This window comes from Aeromicrobium sp. UC242_57 (genome assembly GCF_044452305.1).
Taxonomy (GTDB): domain Bacteria; phylum Actinomycetota; class Actinomycetes; order Propionibacteriales; family Nocardioidaceae; genus Aeromicrobium.
In genome coordinates this window covers 245,874-258,544 of record NZ_JBIOAM010000003.1, presented here as the reverse complement: position 1 = coordinate 258,544, position 12,671 = coordinate 245,874, and the positions used below count along the sequence as shown (strand labels likewise).

The 12,671-nt window shown below is 64.5% G+C and carries 21 protein-coding genes and 5 pseudogenes; 18 read left to right on the top strand and 8 right to left on the bottom strand.

Translation table 11 applies throughout. From position 1 onward, the window contains the following. Positions 1-119: 119 nt before the first annotated feature. The 5 genes and pseudogenes from ACHMWU_RS11070 to ACHMWU_RS11050 form a co-directional block, all read right to left on the bottom strand. Positions 120-296, bottom strand: a pseudogene (locus ACHMWU_RS11070) (acetyl-CoA C-acyltransferase); the annotation flags it as partial. Beyond that, positions 214-1,191 (bottom strand): acetyl-CoA C-acyltransferase, encoded by a 978-nt coding sequence (locus tag ACHMWU_RS11065; protein ID WP_396043667.1) that lies wholly within the window; start codon positions 1,189-1,191, stop codon positions 214-216. The pseudogene ACHMWU_RS11070 and the gene ACHMWU_RS11065, both read right to left, overlap by 83 nt. A 142-nt stretch (positions 1,192-1,333) precedes the next feature. Further along, positions 1,334-1,648, bottom strand: a complete 315-nt coding sequence (locus ACHMWU_RS11060) for a MaoC family dehydratase (protein ID WP_396043665.1) — start codon at positions 1,646-1,648, stop codon at positions 1,334-1,336. 25 nt (positions 1,649-1,673) lie between these two features. Continuing rightward, positions 1,674-2,408, bottom strand: a complete 735-nt coding sequence (gene fabG / locus ACHMWU_RS11055) for a 3-oxoacyl-ACP reductase FabG (protein ID WP_396043663.1) — start codon at positions 2,406-2,408, stop codon at positions 1,674-1,676. Between the two features lie 14 nt (positions 2,409-2,422). Then, a complete protein-coding gene (locus ACHMWU_RS11050; RefSeq protein ID WP_396043661.1) occupies positions 2,423-3,574 on the bottom strand; it encodes an acyl-CoA dehydrogenase family protein in 1,152 nt (383 codons plus the stop codon). Positions 3,575-3,749: 175 nt separating this feature from the next. On the opposite strand from ACHMWU_RS11050, the gene ACHMWU_RS11045 reads away from it, so the two are divergent. The 17 genes and pseudogenes from ACHMWU_RS11045 (at position 3,750) to ACHMWU_RS10965 (ending at position 10,972) form a co-directional block, all read left to right on the top strand. Then, the gene (locus ACHMWU_RS11045; RefSeq protein ID WP_396043659.1) at positions 3,750-4,520 is read left to right on the top strand and encodes an enoyl-CoA hydratase/isomerase family protein; all 771 of its coding nucleotides are present in this window, start codon (positions 3,750-3,752) and stop codon (positions 4,518-4,520) included. 1 nt (position 4,521) lies between these two features. Next, the gene (locus ACHMWU_RS11040) at positions 4,522-5,112 is read left to right on the top strand and encodes an SDR family oxidoreductase (RefSeq protein ID WP_396043657.1); all 591 of its coding nucleotides are present in this window, start codon (positions 4,522-4,524) and stop codon (positions 5,110-5,112) included. Beyond that, the gene (locus ACHMWU_RS11035; RefSeq protein ID WP_396046656.1) at positions 5,001-5,270 is read left to right on the top strand and encodes an SDR family oxidoreductase; all 270 of its coding nucleotides are present in this window, start codon (positions 5,001-5,003) and stop codon (positions 5,268-5,270) included. The genes ACHMWU_RS11040 and ACHMWU_RS11035 overlap by 112 nt, the downstream gene beginning before the upstream one ends. A 5-nt stretch (positions 5,271-5,275) precedes the next feature. Next, entirely contained in the window at positions 5,276-5,851 is a 576-nt protein-coding gene (locus ACHMWU_RS11030) for an enoyl-CoA hydratase/isomerase family protein (protein ID WP_396043655.1), read from the top strand. Next, positions 5,784-6,092 carry an enoyl-CoA hydratase-related protein gene (locus tag ACHMWU_RS11025; RefSeq protein WP_396043653.1) on the top strand — a complete coding sequence of 103 codons (309 nt, stop codon included), beginning with the start codon at positions 5,784-5,786 and terminating at the stop codon, positions 6,090-6,092. The genes ACHMWU_RS11030 and ACHMWU_RS11025 overlap by 68 nt, the downstream gene beginning before the upstream one ends. Next, positions 6,082-6,867: an acyl-CoA dehydrogenase family protein gene (locus tag ACHMWU_RS11020; RefSeq protein WP_396043651.1), complete on the top strand. Its 786-nt coding sequence runs from the start codon at positions 6,082-6,084 to the stop codon at positions 6,865-6,867. The genes ACHMWU_RS11025 and ACHMWU_RS11020 overlap by 11 nt, the downstream gene beginning before the upstream one ends. Further along, positions 6,803-7,204 (top strand): acyl-CoA dehydrogenase family protein, encoded by a 402-nt coding sequence (locus ACHMWU_RS11015; RefSeq protein ID WP_396043649.1) that lies wholly within the window; start codon positions 6,803-6,805, stop codon positions 7,202-7,204. The genes ACHMWU_RS11020 and ACHMWU_RS11015 overlap by 65 nt, the downstream gene beginning before the upstream one ends. A gap of 196 nt (positions 7,205-7,400) precedes the next feature. Further along, a pseudogene (locus ACHMWU_RS11010) lies at positions 7,401-7,772 on the top strand (LLM class flavin-dependent oxidoreductase); the annotation flags it as partial. Between the two features lie 34 nt (positions 7,773-7,806). Continuing rightward, positions 7,807-8,247 carry an LLM class flavin-dependent oxidoreductase gene (locus ACHMWU_RS11005; RefSeq protein WP_396043647.1) on the top strand — a complete coding sequence of 147 codons (441 nt, stop codon included), beginning with the start codon at positions 7,807-7,809 and terminating at the stop codon, positions 8,245-8,247. Then, on the top strand, positions 8,217-8,411 hold the full coding sequence (locus ACHMWU_RS11000; RefSeq protein ID WP_396043645.1) for a hypothetical protein: 195 nt from the start codon (positions 8,217-8,219) through the stop codon (positions 8,409-8,411). Before ACHMWU_RS11005 ends, ACHMWU_RS11000 begins: the two co-directional genes overlap by 31 nt. Before the next feature lie 184 nt (positions 8,412-8,595). Beyond that, positions 8,596-9,237 carry an enoyl-CoA hydratase-related protein gene (locus ACHMWU_RS10995; RefSeq protein ID WP_396043643.1) on the top strand — a complete coding sequence of 214 codons (642 nt, stop codon included), beginning with the start codon at positions 8,596-8,598 and terminating at the stop codon, positions 9,235-9,237. Next, the gene (locus ACHMWU_RS10990; protein ID WP_396043641.1) at positions 9,234-9,449 is read left to right on the top strand and encodes a hypothetical protein; all 216 of its coding nucleotides are present in this window, start codon (positions 9,234-9,236) and stop codon (positions 9,447-9,449) included. The genes ACHMWU_RS10995 and ACHMWU_RS10990 overlap by 4 nt, the downstream gene beginning before the upstream one ends. Next, positions 9,439-9,618: a hypothetical protein gene (locus ACHMWU_RS10985; protein ID WP_396043639.1), complete on the top strand. Its 180-nt coding sequence runs from the start codon at positions 9,439-9,441 to the stop codon at positions 9,616-9,618. The genes ACHMWU_RS10990 and ACHMWU_RS10985 overlap by 11 nt, the downstream gene beginning before the upstream one ends. Next, positions 9,615-9,809 carry a hypothetical protein gene (locus ACHMWU_RS10980; RefSeq protein WP_396046654.1) on the top strand — a complete coding sequence of 65 codons (195 nt, stop codon included), beginning with the start codon at positions 9,615-9,617 and terminating at the stop codon, positions 9,807-9,809. The genes ACHMWU_RS10985 and ACHMWU_RS10980 overlap by 4 nt, the downstream gene beginning before the upstream one ends. After that, positions 9,737-9,913 (top strand): annotated as a pseudogene (locus ACHMWU_RS10975) (enoyl-CoA hydratase/isomerase family protein); the annotation flags it as partial. The gene ACHMWU_RS10980 and the pseudogene ACHMWU_RS10975, both read left to right, overlap by 73 nt. A 166-nt stretch (positions 9,914-10,079) precedes the next feature. Further along, positions 10,080-10,226, top strand: coding sequence for a hypothetical protein (locus ACHMWU_RS10970; RefSeq protein ID WP_396046980.1), 147 nt, complete (start codon positions 10,080-10,082; stop codon positions 10,224-10,226). After that, positions 10,226-10,972: pseudogene (locus ACHMWU_RS10965) on the top strand (SDR family NAD(P)-dependent oxidoreductase). Before ACHMWU_RS10970 ends, ACHMWU_RS10965 begins: the two are co-directional and overlap by 1 nt. Before the next feature lie 16 nt (positions 10,973-10,988). On the opposite strand, the gene ACHMWU_RS10960 reads toward ACHMWU_RS10965, so the two are convergent. Both ACHMWU_RS10960 and ACHMWU_RS10955 read right to left on the bottom strand, forming a co-directional pair. Further along, the gene (locus ACHMWU_RS10960; protein WP_396043637.1) at positions 10,989-11,189 is read right to left on the bottom strand and encodes a hypothetical protein; all 201 of its coding nucleotides are present in this window, start codon (positions 11,187-11,189) and stop codon (positions 10,989-10,991) included. A 127-nt stretch (positions 11,190-11,316) separates the two neighbouring features. After that, a pseudogene (locus ACHMWU_RS10955) lies at positions 11,317-11,973 on the bottom strand (phosphotransferase family protein). Positions 11,974-12,137: 164 nt separating this feature from the next. On the opposite strand from ACHMWU_RS10955, the gene ACHMWU_RS10950 reads away from it, so the two are divergent. Further along, positions 12,138-12,335 (top strand): hypothetical protein, encoded by a 198-nt coding sequence (locus tag ACHMWU_RS10950; RefSeq protein WP_396043635.1) that lies wholly within the window; start codon positions 12,138-12,140, stop codon positions 12,333-12,335. A 195-nt stretch (positions 12,336-12,530) separates the two neighbouring features. Here the strand turns inward: ACHMWU_RS10950 and ACHMWU_RS10945 are convergent, their stop codons facing one another. Continuing rightward, positions 12,531-12,662: a hypothetical protein gene (locus tag ACHMWU_RS10945; protein WP_396043633.1), complete on the bottom strand. Its 132-nt coding sequence runs from the start codon at positions 12,660-12,662 to the stop codon at positions 12,531-12,533. Positions 12,663-12,671 lie beyond the last annotated feature (9 nt).

Below are 12,671 nucleotides of genomic sequence, written 5' to 3'. Positions count from 1 at the left end.
CAGACCCTGACCGCCGCCGATGCACATGGTCTCCAACGCGTACCGCGCTTCGCGGCGGCGCAGCCGTGCAACATCGTCGCCAGGATGCGACCGCCAGTTGCTCCCACTGGATGACCAAGCGAGATGCCGGAGCCATGAACGTTGAACCGGTCGAAGTCGGAGTCGGCGAAACCCCACTCCCGGGTGCAGGCAAGAACCTGCGCCGCGAAGGCCTCATTGAGCTCGATGAGGTCGATGTCCTTCAGGCCAAGCCCGACCCGATCGAGCGTCTTCTTGACAGCAGGGGACCGGACCAATGCCCATGGTCCGCGGGGGAACACCTGCGGCGCCCCACGAGACGAGGCGGGCGAAGGGCTGCAGACCCAGCTCGGCGGCCTTCTCGGGCGTAGTCACCAGGCACGCCGACGCGCCATCGTTCTGACCGCTGGCGTTGCCAGCGGTCACAGTTGACGCTGGATCCTTGCGGCCGAGAATCGGCTTGAGCCTGCTCAGCGACTCGATCGAGGTGTCAGCACGTGGGTGCTCGTCCTTGCTCACCGTGGTGACGTTGCCCTTGCGGTCGACGACGTCGATCGGCACGATCTCGTCGTCGAACGCCCCGGACTCCTGTGCGGCCACGGCCCGCTGCTGCGACCTGAGAGCGTACTCGTCCTGCTCCTCACGGGCGATCGAGTACTCGGCCCGCAAGTTCTCCGCAGTCTCCAGCATGCCATCGGGCACCGGGTAGTTCTCACCGCCAGCTGTCACACGGGCACGAGCGAGGCGGTCGTGGAACACGATCGACTCCCCCTTGGCACCCCATCGAGCCGTCGGCGAGTAGAACTCGACCTGACTCATGCTCTCGGCACCACCTGCGATGACCACGTCACTTGCACCGGTCTGCACTTGCATGGCCGCCCAGATGACACCTTGCAGGCCTGAACCACATCGGCGGTCGATCTGTACGCCCGCCACTTCAACCGGCAGTCCAGCGTCGAGGGCGACGACCCGACCAAGCGCCGGCGACTCGCCGCTGGGATAGCACTGGCCGAACAGGACATCATCGATCGCAGCGGGGTCGACGCCCGTGCGCTTGACGAGCTCGCGCACGACGTGAGCGCCGAGCTGGGTTGCGCTCAGCTCCTTGAAGACACCGCCATAACGGCCCACAGGCGTCCGCAGGGGCGAGCAGATGACTGCGTCTCGCAGCACGCCGCTCACAGGTAGTACCGCGCAACGTGCTCGGCGACAACCGAGGGCTTCTCGGAGTCCTTGACGGTGATCGTCGTGGTGGTGACGACCTGCACTGCGTCACCAACAGTGGTGACCTCTTTCAGCGATGACGCGGCACGGATCAGCGAGCCGACCGGAACCGGCGACGGAAACCGCAGCTGTCGAGGCCGTAGTTGACGCCCATCTTGGCATCGATGCGGTAGATCTGCTGCACGAGCACAGGGATCAACGACGCCGTCAGGTAACCGTGCGCGATCGTGGCACCAAAGGGCCCGGCAGCGGCCCGCTCGACATCGACGTGAATCCACTGCTGATCACCAGTCGCGTCAGCGAACTGCTGGATGCGGTCTTGGGTGACCTCGAGCCAATCGCTGTGCCCGAGCTCGACGCCGATGGCGTCGGTGAGCTCCTGGGCTGTCGAGAATGTCTTCATCATCGTGCTCCGTTCGTTGGTTGAGAGTTCACATGTACCGGCCGCCGGTGACCTCAAGCACCGTGCCGGTCATGTAGCTGGAAAGATCTGAGGCCAGGAAGGTCGCGACCGAGCCCACCTCCGCCGGTTCACCGGCACGGTCCATCGGAATCTCGGCCATCTTGGCGTCCCACGCCTTCTGCGGCATGGCCTCGGTCATCGCGGTTCGGATGAGGCCCGGTTGAATCGCATTGACCCGGACACCATCGCGAGCCACCTCTTTGGCAGCGGCCTTCGTCATTCCGACGATGCCGGCCTTCGCGGCGCTGTAGTTTGTCTGGCCAAGGTTGCCGACCTTGCCCGAGATCGACGAGATGTTGATGATCGAGCCGGACCCCCGGGGACGCATGACCGCCGCAGCCTCACGAGTACCGAGCCAAGTTCCGGTCAGATGGATGTCGAGCACGAGGCGGAAATCGTCCAGCTCCATCTTGCGCATCGTCGCATCGCGGGTGATGCCTGCGTTGTTGACCATGATGTCGAGCGCGCCGAAGCGCTCGACCGCACTTGCAACCAAGCCACGGACGTCGGACTCCGACGTCACGTCGCAGCGCACCGCAAACGCGGCGTCACCCAGCTCCGCGGCCGCCGCCTGCGCGGCCTCGATGTTCAAGTCGCCGAGCACGACCTTGGCACCATGATCGACGAACGTGCGTGCAATGGACAGCCCTATCCCTTGCGCTCCACCGGTGACGATCGCAACCTGGTCGTTCAAAAGAGTCATGTCGATGTCCTTGGTCAGTACGCGCGCAGGCCCATGCTGCGCGCGATGCCGTTGCGTTGGATCTGGCTGGTTCCGCCCGAGATCGGCGCAACGATCGACTCGCGCCAGCGGAAGCTCATGACGCTCTCGGTCGAGAAGCCGTGTCCCGCACAGATCTGCATGCCGAGTCGCGCAGCGGCGACGTAGGTCTCAGAGCCCTTCAGCTTGGCCATGGCCCCCTCACGCGAGCACGCAAGCCCTTGGGAGAGCATCCACGCCGCTCGGTAGGCCAGCAGACGCGCAGAATCGATCTCAACCTGCATGTTGGCCATGTCATGGGCCAAGGACTGGAAGTCGCCGATCCGTCGGTCGAATGCCGTGCGAACCTTGGAATACTCCAGCGCCTCGTCGAGCGTCGACTGGGCGACACCTACGTAGCCGCCGCTCATCAGAACCCGCTCCAGCTCCAGGTTCGACAGCATGATCTTCCACGCCTGGTCCTGCTCGCCGACGAGATTCTCCTTGGGCACGATGACGTCGGTCAGGAAGATCTCATAGGTACCGAGGATGTGACGCGCCAACGTCGGTGCTTGCCGGCGCTCGAGCCCTGGCGTGTCGGCATCGACCAGCAGCAAGGTGATGCCGTGGTGCTTCTTGTCGCCTTTGGAGGTGCGGACGTACATCATGATCTTGGTGTCCGGCAGGCCTGCGCCCGTGCACCACATCTTCTGACCGTTGACGACGTAGTGGTCCCCCTTGTCGACTGCCTCGCACCGCAGCGCTGCGGCGTCCGATCCAGTCCCGGGCTCGCTCATAGCCACCGCGTATCGACCCACGCCCTTGAGCATGTTGTCGCGAATGTGCTCTCGTTGCGCGTCCGTTCCCCACTTGTAGACGGTCAAGGAGGGGATCAACGTGCCGATGAAGCACATCGCGATGTCCAGGCTCGCACGGCCGAGCTGCTCGGCGATGATCGCCAGCTCGATGGGTCCGCCCTCGTCGCCGCCAGCTTCTTCCGGGAACGGCAGACCCAGCCAGCCGATGTCGGAGATCGCCTTGAACAGCTCGGCGGGATAGGCATTGGTCTCATCCCACTCCTTCGCCAAAGCAGGGGGGCAGTGCCGATCAACGAATTGCTTCGCGACCTGCTGGAGCGCGGCGTGCTCCTCGGAGAGACCAAAGTCCATGAGAGACTCCTTAAAATGTTTAGATGATAAAACTATACGCTGGCGGCTCTATCCGCAGCAAGTCATCCAATGTTATTATTGAACTAATTATCGCACCTGCTTTCACGAGGAGTACAGATGTCCACTAGGTACGAGGATTTCCCGAGCCTTCGACTGGAAGCTCCACGACGACGGCGTGCTCCACCTCGTCCTCGACTCCCCCAGCCTGAACTCGGTCGGGCCGCAGATGCACCGAGACCTCGCCGATGTGTGGCCGACGATCGAGGCCGATCCCGACGTTCGCTCAGTGCTGGTCTACGGAGCCGGCACCGCGTTCTCGTCTGGCGGCAACTTTGCGCTGATCGACGAGATGATCAACGACTACGAGAGCCGCATGCGAATCATGCGCGAGGCTCGCGACCTCGTCACCAACATGCTGAAGTTCAGCAAACCAGTCATCTCGGCCGTCCGCGGTCCGGCTGTGGGCGCCGGGCTGGTCGTCGCGATCCTCGCGGACATCTCGGTCGTGGGCCGCACGGCCCGGATCATCGACGGTCATACCCGCCTGGGCGTCGCCGCCGGAGACCACGCCGTCATCGCCTGGCCGCTGCTGGCGGGTATGGCCAAGGCCAAGTACTACCTGTTGACCTGCGACACCCTGCTCGGCGAAGAGGCCGAGCGGATCGGCCTGGTGTCGAAATGCGTCGATGACGACGACGTCATCACCGAAGGCAATCGCATCGCCACCCAGCTCGCAGCCGGCGCGCCGACCGCGATCCGGTGGACCAAGCACAGCCTGAATCACTGGTACCGCATGGCCGGCCCCGCGTTCGAGGCCTCACTGGGATTGGAGTTCCTCGGCTTCGGTGGGCCCGAGGTCCGTGAGGGTCTCGCCTCCCATCAGGAGAAGCGGCCACCCCAGTTCGTCCCGCCCCAGGCTGACAAGACGACGAGCAAGGAGAACTGACATGACAGACCTCACCGGACGTATCGCGCTGGTCACCGGCGCAGCGGGCGGAATCGGGGGGGCGATCTCCCGCCAGCTTGCCGCCGCCGGCGCTACCGTGGCTGCCTGCGACTTGAACGAGTCCGCTGCCAAAGACGTCGCGGCGTCGCTCGGTGCATCACACCGCGGCTACGCAATGGACATCTCGGACAGCAAGGCGGTGACGGCAGCCTTGTCGACCATCGAGTCCGACCTGGGTCCAGTAGACATCCTCGTCAACAATGCCGGCATCGACAAGATCGAGAGGTTCGTCGACTCGAAGGAAGACACCTGGCGAGCCATCGTCAACGTCAACTATCTCGGCACCGTCATCGTGACGCGTGCCGTGCTCGACAGCATGATCGAGCGGCGCAGCGGCAGGATCATCAACATCAGCTTCCCGATGCCGGTCGGGTCGGATCCTCCGGCGAGGTGGTGTACTCAGGCACCAAGGGCGCGGTCATCGCGTTCGGCAAGGCGCTCGCACGCGAGGTCGCCACCAAGGGCGTCACGGTCAACACTGTCTGCCCGGGCCCGACCGACACCGCTCTCCTCGACCAGGTCGCCGAGCTGAGTCAGAACGTGTACGACGCCATGGCCAAGGCTGTCCCGATGAAACGAATCGGCACCCCCGACGACGTCGCGCCTGCCGTGGTGTTCTTTGCTGGCGACGGCGCCGCGTTCGTGACGGGTCAGACACTGTCCGTCAGCGGCGGCCTCACGATGGCATGAGCACCATGAACGAACAAGCACCAGCCTCCCAGGGCACCCAGGTCACGACCAGACGCGATGGCTCGGTCGGCTGGATCGCATTGGACGGCCCCGACCGCTTCAACGCGATCGGCACCGGGACGTACACCGCCGTCGCCTCAGCGATCCGGGAACTCGAACAGGACGAAGCCATCCGTGCAGTAGTGGTGCACGGCACAGGCCGCGGATTCTCCGCCGGTGCCGACATCGAGGAGATCAGCGGCTTCACGCAACGCTCAGACTTCGAGTCCTTCGTCCACGGATTCACCGATGCCCTCGACGTCATCGCTCACAGCCCGTTGCCAGTGGTGGCCGCTATCCACGGTGTTGCTCTGGGCGGGGGCCTCGAGCTGTCGATGGCGTGCGATCTGCGTGTCGCCACGCCGGGTGCCAAGCTCGGACTACCTGAGGCCCTGTTGGGTGTTCTCCCAGGCGCTGGCGGGACTCAACGCCTTCCTCGGCTGGTGCCGACCGGCATCGCCTTGGAGCTTGCTGATGCTCGGGACGCCCATTTCCGGCGAGCGCGCCCATGCAGTCGGTCTCGTCAATCGCCTCGCCGATGACGAGACCCTTCTCGACGAGGCTGGCGCCTTGGCCACGACACTCTCCAACGGCTCCCGTCAGGTCGCCGGTGCCGCGAAGCAGCTGCTGCTGACCACGAGCCACCTGCCTGTCCACGAGGGCATAGTGGAGGAACGACGAGTCGCCTCAGATCTCTTTGCCTCCCAGGATGGACGGGAGGGCTTCGCCGCCTTTGTCGCTCGTCGCCCCCCTGTGTTCGAAGGAGCACCTCGTGAATCCTGAGTTCTCGCCCGAGGCCGAGCAGTTCCGCGAGCAGATCCGCGCCTTCCTGGCCGAGCACCTGCCGTCAGACTGGGCTGGACTGGGCTCGCTCGCCACCGACGAAGCCAAGGGGTTCACCGAGCGGTGGCGCTCAGTGCTCGCCTCGACGGGCTATCTTGTTCCGGCCTGGCCGCAAGAATTCGGCGGTGCAGGACTCACCAAGCTGCAGCAGGTGGTCATGGTTGAGGAGTTCGCCAAGGCCGGAGTTCCGGCCAATGGCGCCAATGACAACTTCAGCATCAAGATGATCGGCAACCTGCTGCTGAAGCTCGGAACCCCGGAGCAGAAGGCGCACTTCCTGCCTCGCATCGTCAGCGGCGAAGATCGCTGGTGCCAGGGATTCTCTGAACCGGGAGCTGGCTCCGACTTGGCCAGCCTGACGACCAAGGCGCGCCTTGAGGGCGACGAGTGGGTCATCGACGGCCAGAAGGTGTGGACGTCCGAGGCAACCAAGGCGAACTGGATCTTCGTCCTGGCTCGCACCAGACCCCACCGAGTCGCGACACAAGGGCATCAGCATGCTGCTGGTCCCACTCGATCAGGAGGGCATCGAGGTCCGGCCGATTCGGATGATCACGGGCGGGTCTTCGTTCAACGAGGTGTTCTTCACCGGCGCCCGGACCGCCACGGAGAATATCGTCCTGGGTGTCGACCAAGGCTGGAAGGCCGCTATGGCCTTGCTCGGTCTCGAGCGGGGGGACGAGGCCGCAACGAACCCGATCATGTTCCGTGCTGAGGTTGATCGGCTCATCGGCCTGGTCCACGAACGTGGGCTCGGGGACGACGAGCTGGTGCGCGACGAAGTGGCGCGTGCCTACACCAAGGCTGAGATCATGCGATATCTCGGTCTGCGAATCCTCACAGGATGGCTGAAGGGCGAGCCGTCCGGCACCGAGGCCTCGGTGTCCAAGCTTCTACTGGAGCGAGCATCACCGCACCGTCACCGATCTTCGCGACAAGGATCCTTGGATCATCGATCGACGTCCCCGAAGGACGTCCGCAACTACGCCACTTCCGCACCGATGATCCTGGTGCTCCCAACTCGACTGCATCGTGGGGCGGGTCGTGGCTGATCGCGATCTCCGGCACGATCTACGCGGGCACGTCGGAGATCCAGCGCAACATTCTCGCCGAGACGACGCTGGGCCTGCCTCGTGAGTCCCGCGGCTGAGGTTGTCGATCACCCCGTGCAGTTTGACAACCACCCTTTTTTATGCCACGACCATCGTAGGAGGCTACTGATATGCGCGTAGATGGAAAAGCTGCAAGATCGAATCGACATCACAGATCATCAATACGGCAGTACAGCACGAGGAGGCTGGCTACTCGGGACTGTGGACCTCCGAGTCCAAGCACGACCCATTCCTGCCGATCGCACTGGCCGGTGAGCACACCAGTCAGCTCGAGCTGGGCACGTCGATCGCGGTCGCCTTCGCCCGTTCACCCATGACGCTCGCGCACACTGCGTGGGACTTGCAGCGATACACCGAAGGTCGCTTCATGCTGGGGCTGGGCAGCCAGGTCAAGCCTCACATCGAGCGTCGTTTCTCGATGCCGTGGGGCAAGCCAGCAGCACGCATGCGCGAGATGGTCTCGGCCATTCGCGCGATCTGGGATACCTGGCAGAACGACGTCCCGCTCTCGTTCCAGGGTGAGTCTCTACCAGCACACCCTGATGACCCCGTTCTTCTCGCCCGGCCCCTTGTCGACACCTATTCCCAAGATCGTGATCGCGGCGGTCGGCGAGGTCATGTGCGAAGTCGCGGGCGACGTGTGCGATGGCATCTTCCTGCATGGCTTCACCACCGAGAAGTACGTCCGTGAGGTCACGCTCCCGGCCATCCAGCGCGGTCAGGAGAAGTCGGGACGCTCGATGGACGACTTCGAGATCTACGGCCTCCCGTTGACGGCGACCGGCCCGGACGAAGAGTCGATGACCGCTGCTATCAAGGGCGTCCGCGACCAGATCGCGTTCTACGGCAGCACCCCGACCTACCGCAAGGTGCTTCGCTGCACGGCTGGGGCGCCCTGGGCGACGACCTGCACGCGATGTCGCGCACAGATGATCCCGATCGCTGGTCGAAGATGGGTGACATCATCGACGACGACGTCTTGAACGCATTCGCGATCGTCGCTGAACCCGATGCCGTCGGTGCCGCGCTGATTGAGCGCTACGGCAAGCCGACGGACCGACTGCAGTTCTATGCGCCCTACAAGCACGACGCCCAGATGTGGTCGCCTATCATCGCCGACATCAAGGCGCTGGCACCTGCAACCTGAGCCATGTCTGCCGTCAACGGCGAGCCCGGTCCTGGCGACCGTGCTCGCCGTTGTCGCATTTCCGCCTCCTTCTACCTCTAGACATCAATCATCTAACCAATTAAACTAGAACATCGATAGTGACGTCCCACGCTCATCCCAGCTGGCGTCGCGCCTACCCCACCTGTTCGCGAAACGGAGCCTCATGACCGCCACCTCCACACCGACAGATCTCGTCCTGACCGAGGTCAGCGATGGCGTCGCCGTCGTCACCTGGAACAACCCTGAGCGAAACAACGCCTGGTCGGTTCCGATGGAGCGGGCGTACTACAGCGCGCTCGAGGCATGCGCCGAGGATCCCGCCGTCCGGGTCATCGTGGTGACTGGCAGCGGCAGAGGCTTCTGTCCCGGCATGGACTCCAGCACGTTGGCGAGCCAGACCACCGGCGGTAGCCCCACGTACCCCCACCTGCGCCAACCGATGACCCTCCCCCACACCATCCCCAAGCCGATCATCGCTGCGATCAACGGCGCATGCGCTGGCATCGGCTTTGTGGCCGCCATGAACTGCGACATGCGGTTCCTCTCGAGCCGTGCCAAGATGACCACCTCGTTCGCCCAACGCGGGATCATGGCCGAACATGGTCTGGCCTGGTCGCTGCCTCGCCAGATCGGCACGTCGGCGGCATTGGATCTGCTGCTCTCAGGCCGCGTCGTGCTGTCGGATGAAGCGCTCGACCTAGGACTTGTCGATCGGGTCTTCGCACCCGAGGGCTCCTCGAGAAGACCATGGAGTACGCGCGCTCGGTCGCAGCCAATTCATCCCCCGTTGCGATGGGCGTCATGAAGCGTCAGGTGTACCAGGCTCTCGACAGCAGCCACGAGGACGCGCGCACCTTGGCCATCCGCTACTGGTACGACGTCCTGCGTGACCACCCCGACTTCAAGGAGGGCATCACCAGCTTCCTGGAGAAGCGCGCTCCGTCATTCGATCCCTGGGATCCCGCCACCATCAGCGACCCGGCACCGCTGCCAGCGGACTATGTCCGTGGCAGCTGACACCACCCAGGCAGACCGCGTTCTCGTCGTCCACGACGAGGGGCCCGTCCGGGTTCTGCGGATCAATCGCCCTCAAGCGTTGAACGCCGTGACGTCCGAGGTCACTGAGCTGCCGTCGCGGCGTTCGAGGACGTTCAGCGCACCCCGTCCGTTCGCGCCGTGGTCCTGACGGGTACCGGAGCGCGAGCGTTCTGCGCTGGGGGCGACCTGGTCGAGATGGCTGAGCGCAGTGCCGCGGGCCACCCCTCGGCCAGGCTCGTGTTTCAGATCGTGGAAAGCTGCCCACCGTGCCGACGATCGCGGCCGTCAACGGCCTGGCCTATGGCGGAGGCCTCGAGCTTGTCCTTGGCTGCGATCTGAGCGTGTGCAGCACAGATGCACGGTTCGCCCTGCCAGAAGTGGCTCGTGGCACGATCGCGAGCGGAGGCGGGCTGATCCGACTGCCTCAACTCGTCGGGCCACGTCGCGCCATGTCGATGGCCTTGACCGGCCAGCCCATCGGCGCCGACCAGGCACTGAGCTGGGTCTGGTCAACGAGGTCGTGGCGGCGCACGAGGTCGTGCCCGCGGCAGTGCGTCTGGCGCTGCAATAGCGCGTCATGCCCCCCTGTCAGTCAGCGCCAGCAAGGCCATGATCATCGACGCCCCGCGCCTTCCCGAGACCGAGGCGTGGGAGCACAACCAGCGGCATTTCGAGAACATCGCATCGTCGCACGACGCGGCCGAAGGGCCTCGTGCCTTTGCCGAGAAGCGAACTCCCCAGTGGAAAGGGTGCTGATGACCTCGACGACCAGGACCGCAATTGTCAGCGGCGGTACAAAGGGCCTCGGGGCAGCCATCACCCGACGATTCGCTGCCGACGGTGGCCACGTCGCCGCCATCTTCCGCGGCGACGAAGACACCGCCCGCGACTTCGCGCGCCAGGCGAAGTCAGATGGGCTCAACGTGTCTGTACATCGCGCTGACCTCAGCACCGCGACGGCCTGCACCGACGTGGTGAACGAGATCGTCGAGTCCCACGGACCAGTGGCCCACCTGGTCAACAACGCAGGGATCCTGCACGAGTCAAAGGTTCTCGACGTTGTCGAGAACGATTGGACGCGGTGCTCGATGCCAATCTCAAGTCTGCGTTCTTTCTCACCCAGGCCGTGTGGGCCGGGATGGTCGAGCAGTCATTCGGTCGCATCGTCAACGTCGGATCAGTCACCGCGACGAGCGGCAATCCCGTCCAGTCCGTCTACGGAGCGTCCAAGGGAGGAACGATCGGGCTGACTCGTTCTCGCGATGGCTGGCGCCCGCAAGGGCATCACGGTCAACTGCGTCGTTCCCGGAGCCTACGCAACCGACATGACCACCTCCATGCCCGAAGAGGCACAGCGCCGGATCGCCGGCTTGATCCCACTCGGTCGATTGGGTCGGCCAGAAGAGCTGGCCCACGTCGTCGTCTCCTTGCTGCACGAGCATGCCCGCGTCATGACCGGATCGGTCATCCAGGTTGACGGCGGCCTGGGCATGGGGCACTGACGCCGCGGGCCTCGGATCAATCGAGCAGATCGGCCGCGAAGTCTGCCAGCAGCTCCACGCGTCGGCGGTGCCACGCCGCCTCAGCCGATACGTCGGTCGCGACGTCGCGCCCGGCATGCATGTGGCCAGCAGACAGTCTCTGCTGAATACCCTCGACGATGATCGCCCAGCGCCAGGCACTGAGGGCGACGAAGACAGGCAGGTCCGCCACGTCCACACCTCGGCTCGCGCGAAGTGCTGCGTGAGCTCGTCGAACGTGGGATACCCCTCGGCGCTGGACGGATCAGCCTCACCCGCCAGAACTTCCTCGGGGCTTGTCGATGCGCGCACCCAGGAAGCCAAGGTCAGCCAGCGGATGACCCCGTTGTCGCAAGCTCCCAGTCCAGGAGTGCCGCGACATGCGGCTCTGCGGGCGGGTGCGGGACCATCACGTTACCGAGCCTGAAGTCACCGTGCACCAAGCAGTCTGGCTCTTTGTCAAGCTGCGGCAGGATCGTTCGCAGCCGATCGCGGACGTGCTCGACGGCAGGAACAGCTCGGCCCGTGGTCGCCTCCCACTGCGCGCTCCAGCGCTTGAGCTGACGCTGCAGGTACGGCGTTGCTCGGTTCATGTCGCCCAGGCCGACCGCGCCCACGTCGACCGCCTGCACCGCCACGAGCGCCTGGATCAGCTCCAGGCCCAACCGCCTTCGATGCTCGGGAAGCTACGCCTCAGCCTCAGCCGTCGAGGCCGGGACGAAGCCGTCGATGTGTTCCATGACGTAGAACGGAACCCCCACCTGGTCGCCACTCGACAGGGCGATCACGGTGGGAACCGGGACACTGCTCTCAGCCAGCGCCTGTAGTATCCGGGCCTCCCTGAGCACGTCGTGCGCTCCGCCCCTCAGCACGCCCTCGGGTGGTCGACGCAGCACGACACGACGGCCGTCGGCGCCTGTCACGACCGTGGTGATGTTCGACAGCCCGCCGGTCACCTGCTGGGTTGACAGTGGTCCGACCATGGCCAGATCATCCACGAGCCATGCGGCCAGCGAAGCATCTCGATCCTTGCCAGGAATATTGCGTCGTGTCATAGTATTTCCTATCCGCTAAATAGTTTAACTTAAAAAAGCTGTCTGTAGGAGGCTCAATGTCCGAACGGACGCTTACCGTGATGGACGACTACATGCATGTAGTCGGTCCCGAGCCGACCTGGAACGAGAGCCGGTACATCGACTTCGAAGATCCGCACAGTGGCGTAGGTGGCTGGTTCCGCATCGGTATGCGCCCCAACGAGAAGCACGCGGAGATGTCGGCCTGTATCTACCTCCCGGACGGTCGCGTGGCGTTCTACTACGAGCGCGCACCGATCGATGGCAACTGACTCTCAGCGGCGGCCAGACCTGGGCCATCGGTGACCCCTATGTGCACACGACCGTCATGTACGAGGGACCCGTCCTGCTGCTGGACGATCCGTGGCAGCACCGCCGATCCCAAGACCGCCTTCGGCACCGCCCCCCGCGCCGATGCAAGCGTCAGCTTGCGAGTCGCATCTCGCGGCCTGGAAGCCGTCATGGGCTCAGACCAGGAGCACATCGACAAGATCTTCTTGCCCGGCCAGGCCGACTGGCACTATCAGCATCTGTGCTGGGTCACGGGCACCGTCACCGTCGGCGACCGAGAGCTTCGAGATCGACGGACGCGGCGGCAAGGATCACTC